The 23,079-nt window shown below is 69.8% G+C and carries 18 protein-coding genes; 11 read left to right on the plus strand and 7 right to left on the minus strand.

From position 1 onward, the window contains the following. Positions 1 to 7 precede the first annotated feature (7 nt). Complete coding sequence (locus ACJJVL_RS08295; protein WP_405218089.1) at positions 8 to 1,303, plus strand: hypothetical protein; 1,296 nt, start codon at positions 8 to 10, stop codon at positions 1,301 to 1,303. Here the strand turns inward: ACJJVL_RS08295 and ACJJVL_RS08300 are convergent. From ACJJVL_RS08300 to ACJJVL_RS08310, 3 genes are read right to left on the minus strand one after another with little or no spacing between them, the layout of a single operon-like run. Continuing rightward, positions 1,236 to 2,720 carry a lipopolysaccharide biosynthesis protein gene (locus ACJJVL_RS08300; protein WP_405218090.1) on the minus strand — a complete coding sequence of 495 codons (1,485 nt, stop codon included), beginning with the start codon at positions 2,718 to 2,720 and terminating at the stop codon, positions 1,236 to 1,238. The genes ACJJVL_RS08295 and ACJJVL_RS08300 overlap by 68 nt on opposite strands. Beyond that, complete coding sequence (locus ACJJVL_RS08305) at positions 2,720 to 3,946, minus strand: Coenzyme F420 hydrogenase/dehydrogenase, beta subunit C-terminal domain (protein WP_405218092.1); 1,227 nt, start codon at positions 3,944 to 3,946, stop codon at positions 2,720 to 2,722. The genes ACJJVL_RS08300 and ACJJVL_RS08305 overlap by 1 nt, the downstream gene beginning before the upstream one ends. Next, complete coding sequence (locus ACJJVL_RS08310; protein WP_405218093.1) at positions 3,943 to 5,016, minus strand: polysaccharide pyruvyl transferase family protein; 1,074 nt, start codon at positions 5,014 to 5,016, stop codon at positions 3,943 to 3,945. Before ACJJVL_RS08310 ends, ACJJVL_RS08305 begins: the two co-directional genes overlap by 4 nt. Positions 5,017 to 5,219: 203 nt before the next feature. Between ACJJVL_RS08310 and ACJJVL_RS08315 the strand changes: the two genes are divergently transcribed. Beyond that, the gene (locus ACJJVL_RS08315; RefSeq protein ID WP_405218094.1) at positions 5,220 to 6,650 is read left to right on the plus strand and encodes a polysaccharide biosynthesis tyrosine autokinase; all 1,431 of its coding nucleotides are present in this window, start codon (positions 5,220 to 5,222) and stop codon (positions 6,648 to 6,650) included. On the opposite strand, the gene ACJJVL_RS08320 is transcribed toward ACJJVL_RS08315, so the two are convergent. The 4 genes from ACJJVL_RS08320 to ACJJVL_RS08335 all read right to left on the minus strand — a co-directional run bounded on the left by ACJJVL_RS08320 (position 6,630) and on the right by ACJJVL_RS08335 (position 11,254). Continuing rightward, complete coding sequence (locus ACJJVL_RS08320; protein WP_405218095.1) at positions 6,630 to 7,604, minus strand: DUF6492 family protein; 975 nt, start codon at positions 7,602 to 7,604, stop codon at positions 6,630 to 6,632. The two genes, ACJJVL_RS08315 and ACJJVL_RS08320, sit on opposite strands and share 21 nt — an antisense overlap. A gap of 43 nt (positions 7,605 to 7,647) precedes the next feature. Then, positions 7,648 to 8,823 (minus strand): DUF1972 domain-containing protein, encoded by a 1,176-nt coding sequence (locus ACJJVL_RS08325; protein WP_405218096.1) that lies wholly within the window; start codon positions 8,821 to 8,823, stop codon positions 7,648 to 7,650. Positions 8,824 to 8,832: 9 nt separating this feature from the next. Beyond that, entirely contained in the window at positions 8,833 to 10,296 is a 1,464-nt protein-coding gene (locus ACJJVL_RS08330) for a sugar transferase (protein WP_405218098.1), read from the minus strand. Positions 10,297 to 10,657: 361 nt separating this feature from the next. Then, positions 10,658 to 11,254, minus strand: coding sequence for an acyltransferase (locus tag ACJJVL_RS08335; protein ID WP_405218100.1), 597 nt, complete (start codon positions 11,252 to 11,254; stop codon positions 10,658 to 10,660). A 228-nt stretch (positions 11,255 to 11,482) separates the two neighbouring features. Between ACJJVL_RS08335 and ACJJVL_RS08340 the strand changes: the two genes are divergently transcribed. Genes ACJJVL_RS08340 through ACJJVL_RS08380 form a run of 9 tightly spaced genes read left to right on the plus strand, consistent with a single transcriptional unit; the run spans position 11,483 to position 23,078 of the window. Continuing rightward, entirely contained in the window at positions 11,483 to 12,550 is a 1,068-nt protein-coding gene (locus ACJJVL_RS08340) for a Gfo/Idh/MocA family protein (protein ID WP_405218102.1), read from the plus strand. Further along, complete coding sequence (locus ACJJVL_RS08345; RefSeq protein ID WP_405218103.1) at positions 12,547 to 13,542, plus strand: NAD-dependent epimerase/dehydratase family protein; 996 nt, start codon at positions 12,547 to 12,549, stop codon at positions 13,540 to 13,542. Before ACJJVL_RS08340 ends, ACJJVL_RS08345 begins: the two co-directional genes overlap by 4 nt. Continuing rightward, positions 13,539 to 14,684 (plus strand): DegT/DnrJ/EryC1/StrS family aminotransferase, encoded by a 1,146-nt coding sequence (locus ACJJVL_RS08350; protein ID WP_405218105.1) that lies wholly within the window; start codon positions 13,539 to 13,541, stop codon positions 14,682 to 14,684. The genes ACJJVL_RS08345 and ACJJVL_RS08350 overlap by 4 nt, the downstream gene beginning before the upstream one ends. Continuing rightward, entirely contained in the window at positions 14,681 to 15,304 is a 624-nt protein-coding gene (locus tag ACJJVL_RS08355) for a NeuD/PglB/VioB family sugar acetyltransferase (RefSeq protein WP_405218107.1), read from the plus strand. Before ACJJVL_RS08350 ends, ACJJVL_RS08355 begins: the two co-directional genes overlap by 4 nt. A gap of 2 nt (positions 15,305 to 15,306) precedes the next feature. Next, a complete protein-coding gene (locus tag ACJJVL_RS08360; protein WP_405218133.1) occupies positions 15,307 to 16,431 on the plus strand; it encodes a DegT/DnrJ/EryC1/StrS family aminotransferase in 1,125 nt (374 codons plus the stop codon). Then, positions 16,428 to 17,885: an oligosaccharide flippase family protein gene (locus tag ACJJVL_RS08365; protein ID WP_405218108.1), complete on the plus strand. Its 1,458-nt coding sequence runs from the start codon at positions 16,428 to 16,430 to the stop codon at positions 17,883 to 17,885. Before ACJJVL_RS08360 ends, ACJJVL_RS08365 begins: the two co-directional genes overlap by 4 nt. Beyond that, entirely contained in the window at positions 17,882 to 20,254 is a 2,373-nt protein-coding gene (locus tag ACJJVL_RS08370; RefSeq protein WP_405218110.1) for a glycosyltransferase, read from the plus strand. The genes ACJJVL_RS08365 and ACJJVL_RS08370 overlap by 4 nt, the downstream gene beginning before the upstream one ends. 2 nt (positions 20,255 to 20,256) lie before the next feature. Continuing rightward, positions 20,257 to 21,855 (plus strand): acyl-CoA ligase (AMP-forming), exosortase A system-associated, encoded by a 1,599-nt coding sequence (locus ACJJVL_RS08375; RefSeq protein WP_405218112.1) that lies wholly within the window; start codon positions 20,257 to 20,259, stop codon positions 21,853 to 21,855. Next, positions 21,852 to 23,078: a pyridoxal-dependent decarboxylase, exosortase A system-associated gene (locus ACJJVL_RS08380; RefSeq protein ID WP_405218113.1), complete on the plus strand. Its 1,227-nt coding sequence runs from the start codon at positions 21,852 to 21,854 to the stop codon at positions 23,076 to 23,078. The genes ACJJVL_RS08375 and ACJJVL_RS08380 overlap by 4 nt, the downstream gene beginning before the upstream one ends. Position 23,079: the final 1 nt, after the last annotated feature.

A 23,079-nucleotide genomic window follows, 5' to 3' on the forward strand; every position in this document is an offset into this window, starting at 1 on the left:
TTCGGGGATGAGCGACTCGCTGCTGCTGCTTGCCCCGCTCGCGCTGTGCGCGGGCGGGGTGGGGCTGCTGCTGTTCCGTGCCAGTCCCCGCGGGACGTTCGTCGTCTGGACGCTCGTGCTGTTCTTCGTGCCGATCTGGATCGGTGCAACGGTCGGCTTCTTCTGGGCCGCGCTGACGCTCGTGACCATCGCGGCGATCATCGCGCACCTGGCCGATCTGCGGCTCACCGTGGCCGACGGCTTCGTTGCGGTCTTCGCGCTGCTCGTGCTGGTGCTCTTCGCATTGAACCTGGCGACGCTCTCCGCGTCGGTCATCGCGATCCTGCAGTGGGTGCTGCCCTATGCCTGGGGTCGCATGGTGCTGACGCGGGTGCCGGCACCGTTCGTGGTGCACACCATCGCGCTGGTCGCCGTCGTCGCTGCGGTGCTCGCCCTCGTCGAGTTCGCGACCAGGACCAACGTGTTCGTGCTCGTGCCCGGTTCCGGGTCGTACGCGCAGTGGTCGACGCTCCAGCCGCGGGCATCATTCCTGCGCGCCGAGGGCGCGTTCGGGCACTCGATCGCGCTCGGCGCGTCCCTGGCGATGTCGGCCGCGTTCGTCGTCGCGGCACGCTGGCGCACACCGATCACGCTGCTCGCGCTCGCCGTACTGGTGGGTGCCATCGTCGTGACCTTCAGCCGCATCGGTCTCATCACCGTCGGGCTGACGCTTGCGCTCAGCGTCATGCTGCTGCCCGGCATCAGTCGCGCGCTGCGATGGACGATCATCGGAGGTGGCCTCGCGGCCGGAGCGCTGATCTTCTCGTTCATCGGCAGCGTCTTCGCCGACGCGGGCGATGAGGCCGGCGGCAGTGCCGACTACCGAGGCGATCTCTTCACGCTGCTGCTCGAGGTTCGGCCGCTGGGCACGGCGGGCGATTGGTCCGACCGCCTCGTCGGCGGTGTCTACCTGGGCAACTTCGCGCAGTCGGTGGACAACACCCTGCTGCTGATCGCGCTCCGCTTCGGGTGGGTGCCGATGCTCGTGGTGGTGGCGGTGTTCGTGGCGATCATCATCGGGCTGCTGCGTCGTCGCGCGAACCCCGCATCCATCGCCGTGGCAGCGCAGCTGCCCGCCCTGCTCGCCGTCGCGCTCATCACGCAGTTCGGCATGTTCCTCTGGTTCCTTGCCGGCCTCAGCATCGCCTGGGACGCACAACGAGGCGAGGCCGCCGAGCATCGGCTCGCGTCGGGGCTCAGCCGACTGCCTCCGATGCGTCTGCTTCCGGACGGCGGCGCAGCATCAGCCGCACGAAGACCATGAGGGATGCGGCATCTCGCCGATAGATCGGCAGCAGCAGCGACATCGAGGCGACGAGCAGTCCGGCAGCCAGCCCCACCCCCACCTCGGGCCAGTGGCCGAGCGCGTCGAGCGGCCGGCTCGCCCACCATGCGGCCGCACCCGACAGCAGGGTGACGCCGAACACGCGCGCAGCACCCTCGTAGAGCCGCCGCGTGGGCAGGGGTGTGACGCGAGAGAGCCAGGCGATCGAGATCGGCCAGGCGATGGCCGGGTGCACGGCGAAGCCGATCGCGACGCCGACGAGCCCGAAGAACGAGCCGACACTGACGCACGCGATCTTGATGGTCGCGGTGACCATCGTGTAGCGCAGCAGTGGTCCGCCGAGCCCGCGTGCGAGATACACCCAGTAGCCGACGTACGAGAGCGTCGTGAGGATGCCGGCGATCGCGAACATGCGCAGCAGCGGAGCCGCGTCGAGCCATCTGTCGCCGAGCATGATCGCGACGACGGGTTCGGCGAGCCCCGCCAGGATCGCGAGGGGGATGCCGATGAGGTAGCCGAGCGCGAGCTGCGCCGCCGTGACGTAGCTGTTGAACCTCGGCTGATCCTCCTGGATGCGGGACAGCACCGGGAGGGCGACCGACTGCAGGGGGCCGCGCACCTGCCCGAGCGGCGTCATGACCAGCTGGAAGCCACGGTTGTACAGCCCGAGCGGCGCCGTCCCGAAGCGCATCGCGACCAGCACCGTGTCGACCTGACGCGCCGCGTACTGGACCAGGTTCGCGGCGACGAGATTCCACCCGAAGGTGACCAGCGCGCGCACGCTGTGCCCGCGAGAGTACGCCTTCGGCCTCCACCTGCCGGCGATCACGACACCCACGAGCACGATGCCTGCGTTGGCGAGCTGCTGGATCACGAGCGCCCAGTAGCCTGCCCCGAGCAGTGCGGCGACGATCGCGACCGCGAGCGCGATCGCGGCAGCCGCGACATCCGAAATCGCCAGCGGTCGCAGCCGAACGTCGCGCATGAGGTTCGCCCGATGCTGGGTCGCGAGCCCGTTGAAGACGAACACCAGCGAGAGCCACTGCGCCATGCCGACGATCTCCGGCTCGCCGATGATCGCCCCGAGTGGCCACGAGATCGCGAACATCATGACCGCGAGGACCCCACCGATCAACGAGTTCAGCCAGAACAGATTGTCGCGCTGCCCGACCGAGAGGTGCGGGGCCTGGATCGACGCCGAGGTCAGCCCGAAGTCGCGGAAGATCTCGCCGACCCCCACCGCCACCAGCACGATCGCGAGCATGCCGTAGTCGTGCGGCGACAGCAGTCGCGCGAGCACGACCACCGAGACCAGCTGCAGGACGATGCGCGCCGCCTGCGCCGCCAGTGTGAAGAATGCACCGCGGGCGGCGTCGTGCGCGAGCGATGACGCCATCAGTGAGCCTCGCGCTCGCCGCGCTCGCGGCGCACGCGCGCGAACGTGCCGCGCAGGGTGCGGAGCGCCGTGCGCGGGGCGCCGAGCGAGAGCCGCAGCAGCCGGAAGCCCGGGTATGCCGGGGGACGTCGTCCAGCGAGCCGCGAGCCCAGCAGCCGAGCGCTGAGGAACCGCCGTCGATTCGTCTGCAGCGGCTGTGCCTGCGCCAGCTGCGACACCTCCAGCGGCTCGAGCGCGATCACGCCGGCGGCATGTGCATCCAGGATGGCCTGGCGCCCACGCGGTGTGCGGGCGAGGAGCGCGCTCCTCCCTTCGCCCTCGGTGAAGACGGGGTAGCCCCGCTCGTCAGATTCCCAGGAGTCGGCTGAGACGATGTCCGCCGATTCGCCCACGCCGTCGACGCACACCTTGCAGCGCCACTGCGTGGTCGGGCCGAGGCGGCGGCCCCAGGACTCGTCATAATCGGCTGAGACGACGTCGTCGTCGATGCGCGCGGTGAACCTCCCGGGCCAGCCGTTGCCTCGGTAGCGAAGCTCGTGCACGGTGTCGCTCAGGTCGACGCCGAGGTCGGCCAGCAGCGCGTCCGTGCCCGACTGGCTGGGCGTGCCGGCGCAGAAGAACGACAGCATGAGCGGCGCCTCGCCGTCGATCAGGTCGCCCGCCGTCTGCCGGAGCGCCGAGATCTCGCAGGGCTTGCCGCAGACGGCGGAGGCGGACAGCAGCACATCTGCGGAGTCGAGGGCGGCGACCGGCGCGTAGCGAGAGCCCGCTGCGCGCAGGGCCTGCGCGCGCGATGTGATCGTGACCGGCACGGTGCGTCGGGGTGCCGCGGGGTCTGCTGCGGCACCCGTCACGCGGGCGGCACGGCCAGTGTCGAGGAGCCAGGTGTGGATGGCCGTCAGCGCCCCGCCGCTGCTGCCCGCGTGGCGGAGCGCTGCATCGGTGGCCCAGGCGTTCCAGAGGCCCACGTGGGCGCCGAGCAGCGGGTGGACGGTCGCGTCCTTCGGGGGCGCGAGGCCACGGACGACGACGCCCGGGCACCCGCGTCGGAAGATCGCCGTCGCGTTCGGAATCGCCTGCGAATCGCCGTCGAACCGCGGACGGAGGTAGCCGTTCGAGTCGAGCTGCATCGTGAGCGACGAGTCCAGCCGCGTGCAGAGACCGCAGCCAGAGCACGCTTGGCTGTCGACGACCTGCGCGACTGCGCGCTCGAAGTCGTCGGTCACAGCGAACCCAGCCGATCCACGAGCGCCTGCAGCAGCTGCTGCCCGCGAAGCTGAGACGCGATCGCATCCGCGGCCAGGCCGTCCTGCTGCGCGTGACCGAGCACTGCCTGGGCCACGTCGTCGGCATCCGAGATGGGCACGACGCGCTCCCAGCCGATCGACTCCATCAGCGGCGCGAACTTGCGCGAGTACGCCATCGCGACCGCTGGGGTCCCGACCGAGAGCGCATTCAGGCACGCGTGCATGCGCGCACCGATCACGAGCTTCGCCCCCGCGATGGCCGATCGCGCCTCGACGAGGTCCGCGGGGATCAGCAGATCCACGCGCTCGCCGTACGTCTCGGCCAGCGCTCGCGCCACGGGCACGTCATTGTCCGGTGTGTCGGATTGGAGCACGTGGGGGAGCAGCGTGACGTCGCGGCCGTCGGCGAGCAAGCCGTCGATGATGGTGTGGACGGCGCTGCGATAGGAGGATGCGTCGACGTGGTCGTCGGCCTGCCACAGCAGTCCTGAGACGTTGAGCAGCACGTCGCGCGGCGCGCCGGGTGGCGGCTGGTCGAGGCCGAACACCAGGTCGCTCGTGACCGCATCCGGGCGGCGTCCCAGGCGGGTCGACGATGCGGCGCTCAGCGGGTCGCGAGCGAAGACGAGGCTGCTGCGCCCCAGCGATCGACGGGCGAGGGCTCTGCCGCGCGCGGTGCGGAACGGTCCGATCGTCTGAGGAGCGAGCGCAACGTCCGCGCCGGCCTGCACCGCGAACTCGTGGACGAGCGACATGGTCGTGAGCCGTGGCAGCCCGTAGATGTCGGCGAAGCTGTCGCCCGAGCGCGTGTCCCAGACGAGATCGAAGCCGGCGAGCCAATCCATCATGCCCTTGCTGCCCTCGACGCGCTCGCGCAGCAGCGATCGGGTTCGGCCCCACGGGATCTGGGGTGGCCGCCTGCGGTAGTTCATGTAGACGAACTCGGCGTCGGGCCAGAGCCGCTGGAGCAGGTCAACAGACCCCTGTCCCAACGCGCGCACCCCGAGGTTCGCCGATGAGTCATCTGCCCATGCAACGAGCACGCGCATCCGGGCCCCCCTCACATCAGCCGCTCAGAGCCCAGGCGACAGCGCCGAGCCGCTCTGCGGGATCGTCCCGTCCACGCTATCGGCACGACGTTGCGGAGCCGAGGATCCAGCGCCGGTAGTGTCTCCACCATGAGGAGACGTCGCGAGCGCTCGCGGTCCGCTGACCACGGCACCCCTGGTCGCGCGACCGAGGAAGCTGCATCGTGAGCGTCGAGCCCGCAACCTGGAACCTTGCCCACGTCTGGGAGGCGCTGCGGAAGTTCTGGGCGCTGATCGTCGGCCTCACGATCCTGGCCGCCGGCGCCGGGTTCCTCATCTCCTCGACCGTCGAGCCGCAGTTCCAGTCCCGTGCATCGCTCTACTTCGCCCTGAACCAGGGCACGTCCGGCTCGGACCTCAACCAGGGTTCCGCCTACACGCAGAATCAGATGCTCTCGTTCGCGAGGCTCGCAACCTCTTCGCGCGTGCTCGAACCGGTCATCGCAGAGCTGCAGATGAACGTGGAGCCGCGCGAGCTCGCGCGCTCCATCGCCATCTCGATCCCGCAGGACACGGTGATCCTCGACGTGACGGCGACGTCGAACGACCCTGACCGAGCAGCCACGATCGCGAACAGCGTCGCGGAGGAGCTGGCGTCGGTCGTGCAGGATGTCGCGGCCGAGAGCGTCGAGGGTGCGGCGACCATCACCGCCTCCCTGATCGATGACGCGGTGCCACCCACCGTGCAGACCGTGCCCAACAAGACGCGCGATGCGCTGCTGGCTGGCGCGATCGGCTTCCTGTTCGGTGTGCTCGTGGCATTCATCGCGACGATTGGCGACACGCGCGTCCGCAATGAGGCAGCGGTCGCGCGTGTGACCGACCTCCCCGTGCTCGGCGTGGTGACGAGAACCAAGCGGAACGTGGCGGCGGGCCTCATCGTCGCTCGCGAACCGCAGAGTCCCGTCGCCGAGGACGTGCGCAGGATCCAGTCCGCCCTGGCGTTCTCGTCGCTGGACGGTGACTCCCGGCGGCTGCTGATCACCTCGGCATCGCCTGGCGAAGGCAAGTCGACCTTCTCGACCAACCTCGCGCTGACGCTGTCCGATGTCGGTGCGCGCACCTTGGTGATGGATGCCGATCTTCGCCGGCCGCGGGTCGGTGCGCTCTTCGGGCACGACAGCGCCGTGGGCATGACGACGGCCCTGATGGGCGATGTGGAGCTGTCGGAGGCGATCGTCTCCTGGGGCGCGCATGGACCCGACGTGCTGAGCTCCGGCGCGGTGCCGCCGAATCCCGCGGCGGTCATCAGTTCGCAGGCGTTCCGCTCGATGCTCGATACGGTGTCGCAGCGCTACGACGCGGTGATCATCGACTCGCCGCCCGTCCTGACCGTTGCCGACGCGAACCTGCTCGCTCCGCTTGCCGATGGCGTGGTGATCGTGGTGGATTCGTCGAAGACCCGGCGAGCTCAGCTGGCGAACACGGTGCGCTCGATCGAATCCGCCGGTGGTCGGATCCTCGGCATCGTGCTCAACAACGCGCGAGCATCCAGCCATCGGAACACCTACTACGCGGATGCACCCAGCGACGGTCGCCGCCGCGGCGCGCGTCGTGCCTCGCCCTCGCGTCATTCAGCGACCACCGAGGCCTGAGAGCCGCTCGGCGATCCGCGCACGCGCGACCGCGGGCACGTAGGCCCGACGGAAGCTCCGCACGAACCGCCCCGCTTCCGCCGTGTCCATGAGTCCGCGAGAGACCCAGAAGTCGATGATGCGCTGCCTCGTCGCAGCATCCGCGCGTACGAGCACCCGGCGGTGCACGGAGAACCAGTGCGCGCTGGCCTCATCGACCTCCCGGATCGCATCTGACGCCCCCTGCTCCGTCGCGCGGCTGGGCCAGATGATCGCGGCGGGGATGTGGGCCCCGTTGATGGGCACCCGGTGCTCGCGCAGGATCGACCAGCCGGCGTAGAGGAAGAATTCGAGCAGCCTCGCCCGCTCGAACGCGATCGCGAAGGGTGCTGCCGCCGCCGACTCGACACCACGGATCATGCGCAGCACGAGCGATGTCTCCATGACGAACGGGGTGGCCGTCGGTGGAAAGTCCTGCAGGGCGCGTGCCACCTCTGCGTCATCGGCGCCCAGATGGCGAAGGGTGCGCTCGAGATCACCGCGCAGCGGATGGCCGCTGTACGGATGCGTGCGACCGAGCGCCCGCCCCGTGTCGTCAACGAAGTCACGGATGGAAGCCGGCGCGATGAGATGGTTCTTCGCATCGAGGATCACGTAGTGCTCGGTGTCGATGTGCTTGGCGATGAGCAGCTTCGCAGCCTGTTGACTGCGCCACCCCTCGGTGTTGTGGTGCACGCCCAGCTTCGATGTGCGAATGATCGAGACGCGGGGCGCGAGCGCCGGACCGAACTCGGCGAGTAGGCGGCGTCGTGTGCCGCTGCGCATGCCGTTCACGAAGTTGTCGAGCACGACGATCTCTGCCACACACGCCTCGTCCAGGAAGCGTGCGAGCGATCGGGCCTGCAGGCGGAGGAGAGCGATCTCAGGCTCGAACACGACCGTGACGAAGCTGATCGTGCGCGGTGCGGCGCTCATGATCTGTCGCCGGCCGATCGGCCCCTGCGCGGCCGGAGAGCCTTCATGCGAGCACGGGCGACGTGTGGGAGTCGAGCTCGCGCTCAACGCGGCGCGCGTGCCGGGTGAGGGGGTGGATCGATGCGCCCGCGACCAGGTCGAGGGCGAGGCGCTCGTACTTGTCGGCGACATCGTCCCAGCGGAAGTCGCGCGTCGCGCGAGCCTGGTTCCGCAGGCCTCGTGCGATCACCTGCGGCTCACAGGATTCCACCTCTGCGAGGATCGCCGTGAGTGACGCCGGACTGTCGAAGCACCACGCGTCGTCGTCGAGCACTTCACGATTGAACCCGACATCCCATGCGATCGTCGCGGTGCCGGCACCCATGGCGCGAAGCAGCGACGGGTTCGTGCCGCCGACGGAGTGGCCGTGGATGTAGGTGTAGGCGTGCGTGTAGAGCGCGTCGAGGAGTTCCCGATCCCAGACGCCGCCGAGCAGTCGGATGCGCTCGTCGCCCATCGCCGCGTCGTGCACCGCTCGCGTGTAGTCGGCGCTGTAGGGCGCGGAGCCGACCACCACGAGCGGCAGCCGCGCTTCGCTCGCTCGGTAGCCCCTCACGATCTCCAGCACGTGGTTCTCGGGCTCGAAGCGCGCGACGGCGAGGTGGAAGGCCTCTGGCTCGAGTCCGACGGCGCGGAGCGGTGCCGTGGCGCCGTGCTGCAGCAGCGGGGCCCCGTAGCGGATCAACTCGGTCGGCGCGCCGAACTCGGTCGCGTAGTACTCGACGATGCCCGGTGCATCGGCGATGAGCGCATCGGCCGTGCGCACCGATCGCTGCTCCGCCCAGCGGTAGTAGGCACGACCCGCTCCGCCCCATTTGGCGCGCTGCCACTCGAGGCCGTCGACGTGCACCGCGACCGGGACCCCGCGCGTTCGCAGCAGTGACACGTACGGCGCGTTGGCTGCGTTGAACACGAACGCAACGTCGGGCTTGACGCCTGCCAGCGCTCGCAGCGTTGCGATCCCCGTGCGGCTGAGGGTCTCGAGCTGCTTCAGCGGGACGGAGGGCACGTGCACGATGCGCATGCCCAGGTACTCCGTCACGTCTGCGTGCGTGCGGTCCCCGAAGACGGTGACCTCGTGGCCGATCGCGGCGAGCCGCGAGCCGATCTCCTCGACCGCCGTCTCGAAGCCGCCGTAGGCTGCGGGCACGCCGCGGGTGCCGAGTATCGCGATTCGCATGGTGGTCTCCTAGTAGGCGCCGGTTGGGTGCACGATGATGCGGGCGGTGCGGAAGATGATCATGAGGTCGTGCATGACGGACCAGTTCTCGATGTAGCGGAGGTCGAGTCGGACGCTGTCGTCCCAGGAGAGGTCGCTGCGGCCGCTGATTTGCCAGAGGCCGGTGATGCCGGGTTTGAGGTAGAGGCGGCGCAGGACGGTGCCGTCGTAGCTGGTGGCTTCGTCGGGGAGGGGTGGGCGTGGGCCGACGACGCTCATGTCGCCGGTGAGCGCGTTCCAGAACTGTGGCAGTTCGTCGAGGGAGTGGGTGCGGAGGTAGTGGCCGATGCGGGTGACGCGGGGGTCGTGGCGGAGTTTGAACATGGGGCCTGCGCCGTCGTGTTGCGCTTTGAGTGCTGCGAGTTGCTGTTCGGCGTCGATGTGCATGGTGCGGAACTTCAGCATGGTGAAGGTGTGGCCGTCGCGGCCGACGCGCTGCTGGCGGAAGAGGATGGGGCCGGGGGAGTCGAGTTTGATGGCGATCGCGATCGGGATCGAGATGATGGCGACGGCGATGAGGGCGAGGCTGGCGACGATGATGTCGGTGGCGCGCTTGAGGAGGTGCTTGCCGCCGTCGAAGGTGGGGATCTGCACGTGGATGAGGGGGAGTCCGTCGACGGGGCGGAAGGAGATGCGTGGGCCGGCGACGTCGGTGAGTCGGCTGTAGAGCACGAGTTCGGCGCAGGTGCCCTCGAGCTGGCGGCTGAGTCGGGTGAGGTAGTCGGGGTCCGCGTCGGGGTTGCTGGCGAGGATGACGGTGTCGGCGCCCATGCGCTCGGCGGTCTCGCTGAGCGTTGCCTTGCAGCACAGCACCGGGATCGTGCGGTCGTGCAGGGTGAGCGGCTGCGGGTCGGTGTCGTCGATCGCGGCGCCGAGCACGTGGTAGCTGAGATCTGGCATGCTGGCGAGTCGTTCGAGCACGTAGGCGACCTCGTCGCGGTCGCCGACCAGGATGGTGCGGGCGACGTGCTCGCCGATGCGCCGACGGCTGAGGAGCCACCGGCGCCACTGCCAGCGGCCGATGAGCAGCGCGAGGAGACCGGCGGGCAGCGCGATGAGCAGCTGCAGCCGCATCGCGGGCCAGTCGAAGGCGAGGCACGGCACGGCCAGCGCGCCGAACGCGAGCGCTGTCGCGTGCACGACCCTGCGGTACTCGAGCGCTCCGGAGCCGAGGACCGACATCTCCCGCGAGCGGAACCCGGCCAGCGTGATCAGCCACACGGCCACCACGATCGCCGGCGTCGCCAGCACGAGCTCGGGGGAGATGACGGTGAGCGTCGGCGTCGCCCACAGCACGCCCACCGTCGTCGCGACGGTCGCGAACAGGATGATCGACGCGTCGGTGAGCGACAGCCGCGCACGGATCCGACGATCCCGCCGCATCCGCAGCGCCAGCGCCGGCGTCGCCCGCGGCGACTGCGCACCCGAGAGCATCGGGGCCGGAACGAACCCGACCCCCGCCGCCGCCGGCGCCCCGCCGAACCATCGCGCTCCCGCCGGTGATGCCGCCCGCTGCACGTCTGCCCCCACTCCCTGCCCACCACCGGACCACGTGTCCGTGACTGGTAACAGTGTTTGGTAACAGTATGCGCAAACTTCCGATGGCGAACAACCGACGGCACGCAAAGATCCGCGCACGCTTGCAACTGCGGGGATCGGTGCCTGCTGAGCCGTTCCTGAGGGTCAGCTCGAATGCCGCCCGGAGATCATGCGAACGCATCCGGGAGCACCTGCGGAACCGCTGCGGGCACGTCTGATCGGTTCGACCGACCACCAGCAGGCGGGCAGCCGGCGTTCAGTCTGCCAAGGCGAGGCCGTCGCCGTTCTGCAGGTACCTCTCGCCCGATTCGGGACAGACCCAGCGGTCGCCATCCGGCTCGAGCGGCTTGCCGCGACGTCCAACCCAACCGATCCGCCGCGCCGGTGTGCCGACGACGAGCGCGTGGTCAGGCACATCCTCCGTCACCACCGCGCCGGCCGCGACGAGCGCCCAGCTGCCGATGACGACCGGTGCAATGCACACCGCGCGGGCTCCGATCGATGCGCCATCTCCGATCGACACACCGACGGCATCCCAATCCGCCGCGCTCTTCACGCTCAGGTCGGGGTTCGCCGCCCTCGGGAAGACATCGTTGGTCAGCACCGCGCCCGGCCCGATGAACACACCGTCCCCGAGGCGCGCTGGCTCGTAGACGAGTGCGTAGTTCTGCAGCTTGCAGGCGTTGCCCATGACCACGCCTGGACCGACGTACGCGCCGCGGCCGACGGTGCAGTCGGAGCCGAGCTGGGCCTCCTCGCGCACCTGAGCGAGATGCCAGACTCGCGTCCGGGCTCCGAGCCGCGCACTGGCGGCCACGTCAGCACTCACCTGGACGACAGGTTCTTGGGACATTGCGGTCTCCTTGCTCAGGAACGTCGGCGCCGCGGCTGGGTTCCTCAAGATACTGCTAGGCGAAGCACAGATTGCGGATGCAGCACAGACACGGCGTTAGATTTCGAGAAAGGGCAGCGTTGCCCGAACACAGAGGTTGCCCGCGAACACCACCGTCGTGCAGCAGGACGAGGTGCGGCTTCGGTGCCCGCGGCGCCTTGACGGCAGCCGCGGTCGGAAGGGGGAGCGATGAGCGATCTCCTGCGCGTCGCGGTCGTCGGCGCAGGCTACTGGGGTCCGAATCTTGCGCGCACGTTCAAGGCGAGCGGGGACTGCGAGCTCGCGGTGATCTGCGACCTCGACGTGTCCAAGGCCCAGCGGGTCGCGGACCGCATCGGCGGAGCCCCCGTGACGGCCGATCTCGCCGCTGTGCTGCACGATCCGACCATCGACGCGGTAGCGATTGCGACGCCGGCGCGCACGCACCACCCGATCGTGATGGCGTCGCTCCGGGCCGGGAAGCACGTGATGGTGGAGAAGCCGCTTGCAGACACGCGCGAACGCGGGCTGGAGATGGTAGAGCTGGCGCGCCATCAAGGCTTGGTCCTCATGGCTGACCACACGTACTGCTACACGCCAGCAGTGCTCAAGATCCGCGACCTGATTGCCGAGGGGGAGCTCGGCGACATCCTGTTCGTGGACAGCGTGCGCATCAACCTCGGGCTGATCCAGCCGGATGTCGACGTCTTCTGGGACCTCGCCCCGCATGATCTCTCGATCATGGACTTCGTGCTTCCCGGTGGCTTGGCCGCGACGTCGGTCTCCGCGCACGGCTCGGATCCGCTCGGCACGGGGAAGTCGTGTGTCGGCTACCTTGCGATGCCGCTCGAGTGCGGCGCGATGGCGCACATTCACGTCAACTGGTTGAGCCCGACGAAGATCCGGCAGATGGTCATCGGCGGCACCAAGCGGACGCTGGTGTGGGACGACCTCAACCCCCAGCAGCGGCTGAGCGTCTATGACCGGGGGGTCGACATCGCTGCAGTCTCGAAGGCGACCGCCGCTGACGCTCGTGCCGCACACATCTCCTACAGGCTCGGCGACACCTGGGCTCCTGCGCTGCCTGAGCGCGAGGCGCTCGCCGGCGTCGTCGCTGAGCTCGCGGCGTCGGTGCGTGAGCGCCGCGCACCCAGGACGAGCGGAGAGTCGGGTCTGCTCGTCCTCGCCGTCCTCGAGGCCGCGACCGCGAGCCTCGCCGTTGCTGGTGCACCCCTGCCCGTCACGCACCACACACTCGAAGAAGGGTTCGTCAGATGACGCAGCTGGAAGGCGCAACAGTCCTCGTCACGGGTGGCGCCGGCACGATCGGGTCCACCGTGGTCGACCAACTGCTCGACGCCGGTGTTGCGCGCATCGATGTGCTCGACAACCTCGTGCGAGGACGCCGCGCCAACCTCGACGACGCCATCGCGACCGGGCGCGTGACGCTGATTGACGGAGACATCCGCGACGCGAGCGTGGTGGATGCACTGACCGTCGGCAAGGATCTCGTCTTCCACCAGGCCGCGATCCGCATCACCCAGTGCGCCGAGGAACCACGGCTCGCTCTCGAGGTGCTCGTCGACGGCACCTTCAACGTCGTGGAGGCTGCGGCTCGGCACCGGGTCTCGAAGCTCATCGCGGCATCAAGCGCGTCGGTGTTCGGCATGGCAGAGCAGTTCCCGACGCCAGAGCGTCATCACCACCACAACAACGACACGCTGTACGGGGCCGCGAAGTCGTTCAACGAAGGTCTGATCCGCAGCTTCCGTGCCATGGAGGGCCTCGACTACGTGATCCTGCGCTACTTCAATGTCTACGGCCCCCGCATGGACGTGCATGGCCTGTACACCGAGGTGCTCGTCCGCTGGATGGAACGGATCGCTGACGGCAAGCCGCCGCTCATCTTCGGCAATGGGCTGCAGACCATGGACTTCGTCTGCGTGCCCGACATCGCGCACGCGAATGTGCTGGCGGCGCAGAGCGACATCGTCGACGGCGACTACAACATCGCCAGCGGCGAGGAGACGAGCTTGCTCGCGCTCGCCGAGGCGCTGCTGCGGGTCATGGGCTCCGACCTCGGGGTCGAGCATGGTCCGGAGCGTCCGGTCAACGGCGTGGAGCGACGGCTCGCGGATACGACCGCCGCGAGGCGGGAGCTCGGGTTCGAGGCGAGGATCGGCCTCGAGGAGGGCCTGCGTCGATTGGTGGAGTGGTGGCAGCCGTTGCGGGACGAGATCTCCGGCGGTCGCGAGGTCACCGTCGCATGACCGGCCGAGTGAATGTCATGCTTCCCTGGCTCGGCCAGGAGGAGGCGGACGCCCTCGCGGAGGTGATCGCGAGCGGTTGGGTCGCGCAAGGGCCACGGGTCGTGCGGTTCGAGGAACAGTTCGCGGCCGCGATGCAGGCTCCGTTCGCTGTTGCGACCAGCAGCTGCACCACGGCGCTGCACCTGGCGCTGATCGTCGCCGGCATCGGCGAGGGCGACGACGTCGTCGTGCCGTCGTTCTCGTTCATCGCGACATCCAACGCCGTGCGCCATGTCGGGGCCAATCCCGTCTTCGCCGACGTCGACCCGGTGACCGGCAACGTCACCGGGGACACGATCGATGCGGCGCTCACCTCCGCCACGCGCGCCGTGATCGCCGTCGATCAGGGCGGCGTGCCTGTTGACCTCGACGACGTTCGTGCGGTCACGGACCCGGGCGACATCCTGGTGATCGAGGATGCCGCGTGCGGCGCAGGCTCGACCTACAAGGGCCGACCTGTGGGGGCGGGCGCGGCAATCACCGCGTGGTCATTCCACCCGCGGAAGCTCCTCACGACCGGTGAGGGCGGCATGATCACGACCCATCGCAGGGACTGGGCCGATCGCGCCCGCCATCTGCGCGAGCACGCCATGAACGTGTCGGCGGCGGATCGCCATGCATCCGTGCTGGCTCCCGCGGAGGAATACACCGAAGTCGGCTACAACTACCGCATGACCGACCTGCAGGCGGCGGTCGGGCTGGTCCAGCTCGGCCGGCTGCCCGAGATCGTCGCGCGGCGCAGAGCGATCGCGCAGCGGTACCAGGCGGCGATCGCCGACATCCCGGGACTGCGGGCGGTCTCGGATCCCGATCACGGTACGAGCAACTTCCAGTCGTTCTGGGTCGAGGTGCAACCGGAGTATCCGACGGACCGCGACGGACTCCTCGTGGCGCTCGCGCGTGCGGACATCTCGGCTCGGCGCGGGATCATGGCGGCCCACCGTCAGCCGCCGTACCGCGCTCTGACGCCGAACGCTGGTCTACCGGTGACGGAGCACTTGAACGACCGCACGCTCATCCTCCCCGTCTACCATCAGCTCACCGACGAGGACCAGCGCCGCGTGATCGCCGTGCTGCAACGGCCGGGGGGTGCTGCGGCGTGAGCGTCGGGCTCCTGCTCCTGGGCGCGAGCGGACTTGCGCGCGAGGTGATCGCGGCGGGCGTCACTGACGTCGTCGGCATCCTTGACGACGACGCGGCGCTGCACGGCACCTCCGTGGGCGGCGTGCCGGTCGTCGGCGGCATCGACGAGGCCCGGAACAGTCAGGAGCGGCTGCTCGTATGCGTCGGTCCGAGCAGGAGTCGGCGGGATGTCGTGCTGCGGCTGCGGGCGCTGGACGTGGCGGACGGCCGCTTCGCGCCCTTCGTCGCGCAGTCGGCACGCCTCGGCACGAGCACCGTCGGCCCCGGCAGCATTCTGCTCGACGGTGTCGTCGTCACTGCGGATGCCGCGATCGGCGCGCACGTGGTCATCATGCCCAACTGCACGGTCACCCACGACGACGTCCTCGAGGATTTCACGACGCTCGCCGCGGGCGTCGCGCTCGGAGGCGGTGTGCGCATCGGTGAGGCGTCGTATCTGGGCATGAACGCCTCGGTGAGGCAGGGCGTCACCGTGGGTGCGGGGGCGACGATCGGCATGGCGGCCGCGGTGCTGCACGACGTGCCAGCGGGCGAGACCTGGGCCGGGGTCCCGGCGCGAGCGCTGCGGGAGCGGCGGTGACCATGCGGGTGCCGTTCCTCGATCTGGCCTCGCAGCAGGCCGAGATCGCGGACGAGGTGCTGCCGGTGTGGCGGCGGCAGCTCGAGTCCGCGAGCTTCATCGGTGGGCCCGAGGTCGATGCTTTCGAGCGGGAGTTCGCGGAGTACATGGGCGTGGAGCACGTCGTGGGCGTCTCGAACGGCACCGACGCGCTGGAACTGGCGTATCGCGCCGTCGGCGTGCAGCCCGGCGATGAGATCATCATGCCTGCCAACACCTTCATCGCCACCGCGGAGGCTGCGTCGCGGCTCGGCGCCGTGCCGGTGTTCGTCGACGTCGACGGTGAGCACCTCCTCATCGATCCCGACGCGATCGAGGCCGCGATCACCGAGCGGACGCGTGTGATTGCGCCCGTGCACCTGTTCGGCCAGACCGCGCCGCTGGACCGCATCGCGCCCATCGCCGAGCGGCACGGCCTGGTCGTGGTCGAGGATGCAGCGCAGTCGCAGGGCGCGACCGGGCAGTCGGGGCGCGCGGGATCCATCGGCCGGGTGGCCGCGACGAGCTTCTATCCGGGCAAGAACCTCGGCGCGGCGGGAGACGCTGGCGCCATCATGACCAACGACTCCGAGATCGCGCACGTGGTGCGCAACCTCGGTGGGCATGGCAGCAGCGTCAAGTACGTGCACGACCGGGTCGGCATGAACGCCCGCCTGGACGCAGTGCAGGCGACGGTGCTCAGGGCGAAGCTGCGCCGGCTGGATGCCTGGAACGAAGCGCGCCGCGCGGCCGCCAACCGGTACGCGATGCTCCTGGCGGCTGTCCAGGGCGTGCGCCTTCCGACCGAACGGCACGGCAACGCGGATGTCTGGCATCTCTATGTCATCCGGGTGGAGGAACGCGACCGGCTCGCGGCCGATCTCACGGCCGCGGGAATCGGAGTCGGGATCCACTACCCGACACCGATCCACCTCACGGAGGCGTACACGGCGCTCGGGTATCGCCGCGGGCAGTTCCCTGTGGCGGAGGCCGCGGCGGACCGCATCCTGTCGCTGCCGATGTTCCCGCATCTCACGGAAGCGCAGCAGCAGCGTGTGGTGCGAGCGTTGCAGCAGGCGATGCAACGCGCGTTGCCGGTGACCTCATGACCACCGAGCCCACCGGCGCATCGTTGGCGCTACGGGCGTCGCGAGCATTCGGCTGGAGCTTCGGAAACACGCTGGTCCTGCGGTTCGGCACACTGGCGATCGGCATTGCGCTCGCTCGGATGCTGGGACCGGAGGAGTTCGGTATCTTCGCGATCGCGACGGTGACGCTGATGGCTGTGCTGAGCTTCAACGAGCTCGGCGTGAGCCTCGCGGTGATCCGCTGGCGCGACGACCCTGCCACGATCGCGCCGACCATCAACACGGTCGCGGTCGCGAGCAGCGCGCTGCTCACGGCGGTGGTGTTCTTCGGGGCGCCGTGGATCGCTGCTGCACTCGGGGACGTGCGCGCGACAGCCGTGGTGCAGGTGATCTCAGTCTCGATCCTGCTGAACGGGCTCGTGGCGACGCCCGCCGCGGTGATGCAGCGCGAGTTCCTGCAGAAGCAGCGCACGCTCGCCGATCAGGTCAATACGTGGCTGGGAGCCGGACTCTCCCTGCTGCTCGTTCTCCTCGGCTGGGGTGCCATGAGCCTGGCTGTCGGCCGGCTGGTCGCGAGCATCGTCTTCGGGATCATGATCATCCGCTCATCGCCGGTGCGATATCGGTTCGGCTGGGACACCGCCATCGCACGCCGCCTGCTGCGTTTCGGGCTGCCGCTGGCCGCGGCGAGCATGATCGTGTTCGCCTCCGGGTACGCTGATCAGCTGGTGGTCGGGTCGCTGCTGGGCGCGCAGGCGCTGGGCTTCTACGTGCTCGCGTTCAACCTCGCGACCTGGCCGGTCTCGATCTTCTCGTTGCCGCTGCGGGCAGTGGCGCCGGCGGCGTTCTCGGCGATGAAGCGCGAGCCGGAGCGGATGTCGAAGAACTTCACCCGCGTGCTCGCCCTCCTCTCGTGCCTCGCGATCCCCGTCTGCCTCGCGCTCAGCGGCGCCGCCGGCCCCGTTGTCGCGTTCGTGTACGGGCCCGCGTGGCTGCCTGCGGCGGAGCCGCTGCTGTGGCTCGCGGCGCTCGGTGCTCTCAAAATCTGGTTCGAGCTCTCGTACGACTACCTGGTGGTCGCCGGGCGTTCAAGCACGGTGCTCATCATCCAAGGGGTCTCGTTCGCCGCCGCGTTGCCGCTCATGCTGCTCGTCGCCGGGCCGTACGGGCTGGGTGGGGTGGCAGCCGTGCAGCTCGGGATCGCGCTGGTGCTCGCGGCTCCGATGTACCTGGTGAGCCTCGGTCGGATTGCGGTGCGGGTCCGCGGGGTGCTCGCGGCGATCGCGATGCCGCTCGCCGCAGGGGTGCTCACGTGGGCTGGCTCCTGGATGCTGAGCACCTCGACGGCGCTGCCGCTCGTGGCTGCCGCGGGTGCCGGCACACTCGCCCTGCTGGCGGCGGCCGCGCTCGCCTTCCGGCTTCGGGGCGACCTGAGGGTCCTACGGGCCGCCGTGCGCGGCAGGGGGACCGCATGAGGATCCTGGTGTATCCGCACGACCTGAACATGGGCGGCAGCCAGATCAATGCGATCGAGCTCGCGGCCGCGATGACGAAGCTCGGCCACACGTGCATCGTCTATGGGCGCCGCGGCTCGCTCTGCGCGCGGATCGAGGCGCTGGGGCTCGAGTTCATCGAGGCGTCCGAGAACAGGCGGCGCCCGTCGCTGGGCGGCGCGCGCGACCTGCGACGGGTGGTCCGCGAGCGGGACATCGATATCGTCCACGGATACGAGTGGCCACCTGGGCTCGAGGCCGCGGCGGCCGCGGCGAGCGAGCCGCAGGCGGCGGCCGTCTGCACGGTGATGTCTATGGCCGTCGCCCCCTTCCTGCCGCGGTCGATGCCGCTGATCGTCGGAACACAGCAGATCTCGGCATTCGAGCAGGCTCGCGGGCGTAGTCGCGTGCACCTCATCGAGCCGCCTGTCGACCTCGACCACAACGGGGACGTCGACGCGGCAGACGTCGCGCAGTTCCGAAGAAGGTGGGGGCTCCTCGACCTCCCGGTCGTGGCGGTCGTCAGCCGACTGGTTCCGGAGCTGAAGGCGGAGGGGATCCTCACCGCGATCGACGTGGCCGAGCAGCTCGACGACATGACACCGTTCCAATTGCTCATCGTGGGTGATGGCAAGGCGCGCAGGGACATCGAGGCGGCCGCCAATCGAGTGAACGAGCGGCTCGCGCGCCGCGCGGTCGTCCTCACGGGCGAGCTCGAAGACCCGCGGGCGTCATACGCGGCAGCGGACGTCATGCTCGGCATGGGTGGATCGGCGCTGCGCTCACTTGCATTCGCCAAACCGCTGGTGGTGCAGGGCGAGCACGGCTACTTCCGAACCTTGACCGAGGACAGCGTGAACACGTTCCGCTGGCAGGGCTGGTACGGCGTCGGCGACGACCGCGATGCGGGCTCGGCGCGTCTCGCCGGCGAGCTTGCACCGCTCCTGTCCGATGCGCGGCGGCGCGAGGAACTCGGTTCCTTCGGTCGCCGACTCGTCGAGGAGTTCTCACTGCAGAACGCCGCGGCGCGCCAGCTCGCGATCTACCGAGACGCCTTCTCGACCCGGGCCCAGCAGCAGCGACAGTGGAGCGAGGTGCTGCGCTCCTCGACGAGGTTCGCGGCCTACCACGCTGGTGAGCTCTCCCGTCGAGTGCGGGGACAGCGGCGGACGGACGACTTCAACGCTGTGCCGGTGGCCGCGACGGGCAGGCCCGCACCACGGCCTGCGCAGACGCCGTCAGAAGGACCGATCCTGTGGTTCCCCGGCGTCGGCTGGGACACGCTCGCGGGCACGGACCGGCACCTCGCGACCGAGCTCGCCGAACAGCGTCAGATCGTCTGGGTGGACACACCGCACTCCGTGCTGCGAGCGCGCGACCGCGTCGTACGACCCGTGACCCATCCGCATCCGAACATCGTCCGGCTCCGCGCGAGCACCATCGCGGGCGTCCAGCGCCCGGTGCTGCGCGACCTCGCGAATCGGCGCCGGGCGAACGCAGCGCGCCGCTACCTCGCGGCGAACCGCATCCAGCCGAGCGTCGTGATCTCGTCGACGACGGCGCCGATGCTCGACCTCGCCGGGGACCTTGCGGGCCACCGCGTCTACTACGCCACGGACGACTACGTCGAGGCGGCGAGCATCTGGGGAGTCAGCCGGCGCTACCTGAGCGCCGCACGCGAACGGAATCTGCGCAGTGCCGATCTTGTGCTCGCGGTCTCGCGGGAGCTCGGCAGGCATCTCGAACGCGGCGCGGCATCGTCCCGCTGGCTGCCGAACGGCGCGCAGCTGTCCCGCTTCGACGGGATCGAGCGCGCCAGCCCGGCAGCAGAGGGCCTCACGCATCCGATCGCCGGCGTGGTGGGGCAGTTCAACTCGCGGACCGACCTCGACGCGCTCTTCGCCGTCAGGGCTCGCGGCCTCAGCCTGCTGCTCGTCGGGCCTCGATGGTTCTCGTCGCGCGACGACGACGATGCGTTCGACCGCCTCATCGCCGACCCCGGCGTGCGATGGACCGGCGAGGTCCCCCCCGACCGGCTCGTCCGGTACCTGCGGGCGATGGACGTGGGACTCACGCCGTATCGCGACACTGTCTTCAACCGTCGCAGCTTCCCGCTGAAGACCGTCGAGTACCTGGCCGCCGGCGTGCCCGTCGTCGCGACCGACGTCGGCTCGTCGGAGGGGCTGGACCAGCGGTGGGTGCATGCCGCGGCGACACCCGATGCCTTCGCGGCGCTCGCAGCCCGGATCGCGGCGGCGCCGCGGGATCCGGCGGAGATCCGCCGCGCGGCCGCCGGGCACGACTGGCGCGCGAGGGCGACCGCGCTGCGCATGATGCTCGAGGCGAGGTGACCATGACGACGCAGGGCGCCGTCGCGTCGCGCACGCGCACGAACCTCCACGATCTGCTGGCGCTCGCGGCCTCCGGCACCCCCGATGCGCGTGCGCTGACCTACAAGAGTGCGGCGGTCACGTACGGCGAGCTCTGGCGGATCGTCCGCTCGGCGGCCGCGCAGCTGTCTGCCCTCGAGACGCGTCGAGGCGATCGCGTCGCGATCTGGCTGGAGAAGCGCATCGAGACGGTTGCCGCGATCTTCGCGACCTCGCTCGCGGGAGGCGTCATCGTGCCGATCAACCCGGTGCTCAAGCCAGCGCAGGTGGAGCACATCCTGCGGGACTGCGGCGCCCGTCTCCTCGTGACCTCGGCCGATCGACTGGGCCAATTGACGCAGGTGCTCGGCGCGAGCGCGGTCAGCGTCGTCGTCGTCGTCGACGCCGTCGGGGATGGCGCCGGCGACGGCGCCGAGCATGCGGGATGTGCAGTGCACGCCTGGGACGGGGACGGCGACCGCGCCCCCGTGGCGTCGGGCGCGATCGACATCGACCCGGCCGCCATCCTGTACACGTCGGGGAGCACTGGCAAGCCCAAAGGGGTCGTGCTCAGCCACCGGAATCTGATCGTCGGCGCCGAGAGCGTGAGCGCCTATCTCGAGAACACTGCCGCCGACGTGATCCTCAGCGCGCTCCCGCTGAGCTTCGACGCAGGGCTCAGTCAGGTCACCACGGCGTTCTCGGTCGGGGCGCACGTGATCCTCATGAACTACCTGCTGCCCCGCGAGGTCCCCAGGCTCTGCGAGCTCCACGGCGTCACCGGTCTCACCGGCGTCCCGCCGCTGTGGGTGCAGCTCGCCGACCTCGACTGGCCCCAGGGCGCCGCCCACCGGCTGCGCTATTGGGCGAACACCGGCGGTCGGATGCCGCGGCCAGTCCTGGACAGGCTTCGCGGCATCTTCGTGGATGCGAAGCCGTTCCTGATGTATGGCCTCACCGAGGCGTTCCGCTCGACCTACCTCGACCCCGCCGAGATCGGGCGGCGGCCCGACTCGATCGGCAAGGCGATCCCCAACGCCGAGATCCTCGTTCTGCGTCCCGACGGCACACGGTGCGCACCGGGGGAGGAGGGCGAGCTCGTCCATCGGGGCGCCCTGGTCGGCATGGGCTACTGGAACGACCCCGACCGCACCGCGGAGCGCTACCGCCCCGTCCACCACCCGGGGCAGGAGTGGCGCACCCCGGAGCTCGCGGTCTGGTCGGGCGACACCGTCGTCGCCGACGACGAGGGCTTCCTGTACTTCGTGGGTCGGCGCGACGACATGATCAAGACCTCCGGCTACCGGGTCAGCCCAACCGAGATCGAAGAGGCGGCGTTCGCCACCGGCCTCGTGCGGGACGCGGTCGCTGTGGGCGTCGACGACGCGAGCCTCGGCCAGCGCGTGGTGCTCGTCGCCGCGCCGACCCGGCGCGAGCTGGATTCGGACGAGCTGCTGCGAGCGATGCGCAAGCTGCTGCCGCTGTACATGCTGCCCTCGCAGATCGTCGCCCGCGACGACCTGCCTCGGTCGCCGAACGGCAAGTACGACCGCAAGCTGATCAGAGCCGAGGTGACCAGATGAAGGCGCACGAGCACGTCGCGACGTTCGGGACGATGGATGGCGAGCTGCGCGTGGGCGGGATGCCGCTCAGCCGGCTCGCCGCGAGCGTAGGCTCGACGCCGTTCTTCGCCTACGATCGGTGGCTGCTCGATGGGAGGGTGGCGGCGCTGCGGGATGCGCTGCCGGCGTCCGTCGAGCTGAGCTACGCGATGAAGGCCAATCCGATGCCGGCCGTCGTGCAGCACCTTGCGGGCCGCGTCGACCGGATCGACGTGGCATCGGTCCTCGAGATGCGAACAGCACTGGACACCGGGATCCGGCCGGATCGCGTGAGCTTTGCGGGCCCGGGCAAGCGGCCCGCGGAGATCCTGCAGGCGGTTGCCGCCGGCATCCTCGTCGAGGTCGAGTCGACCACCGAGATCGACCGCGTGCTGGCTGCAGCCGATGAGCTGGGGGCGACCCCGAACGTCGCCATCCGCGTCAATCCGGACTTCGCGGTGAAGGGCTCAGGCATGCGGATGGGTGGGGGGCCGCAGCAGTTCGGCGTCGACGCGGAGCAGGTGCCAGACGTGCTCCGGCGCTACGCGACGTCGGGCATGGACATCCGCGGATTCCACATCTTCGCTGGCTCGCAGAACCTGAGCGCCGCGATCATCGCCGAGGCGCAGCGCAAGACCGTCGAGCTGGTGGCGGATCTCGCCGAGACCCTCCCGACCCCCGTGCGCTACCTCAACCTCGGCGGGGGCTTCGGCATCCCCTACGTCGAGAGGGATCGCCCGCTCGACCTGGGTGCTGTCGCCGCCGAACTGCACACGCTCGTCGACGGTGCCATCGCGCGGCTGCTGCCGGACGCGACGCCCGTCATCGAGCTCGGGCGCTACATCATCGGCGAGTGCGGCATCTACGTGACCCGAGTGCTCGACCGCAAGTTCTCGCGGGGCACGACGTACCTCGTCGTGGACGGCGGAATGCATCATCAGCTCGCGGCATCCGGCAACTTCGGTCAGGCCATCCGCCGCAACTATCCGGTCGTGGTGGGCAACCGCGTGGAAGCGGAAGTGGACGAGACCGCGACCGTTGTCGGATGCCTCTGCACGCCGCTCGACCTCCTCGGCGATGGCCTCGAGCTCCCGCATGCCGAGATCGGCGATCTGATCGTCATCTTCCAGGCGGGCGCGTACGGCCTCACCGCCAGCCCCACCGCATTCCTCGGGCACGCCGCTCCGGCTGAAGTGCTCGTCTGAC

The sequence above is a fragment of the Agrococcus sp. Ld7 genome, assembly GCF_045064095.1.
GTDB lineage: Bacteria > Actinomycetota > Actinomycetes > Actinomycetales > Microbacteriaceae > Agrococcus.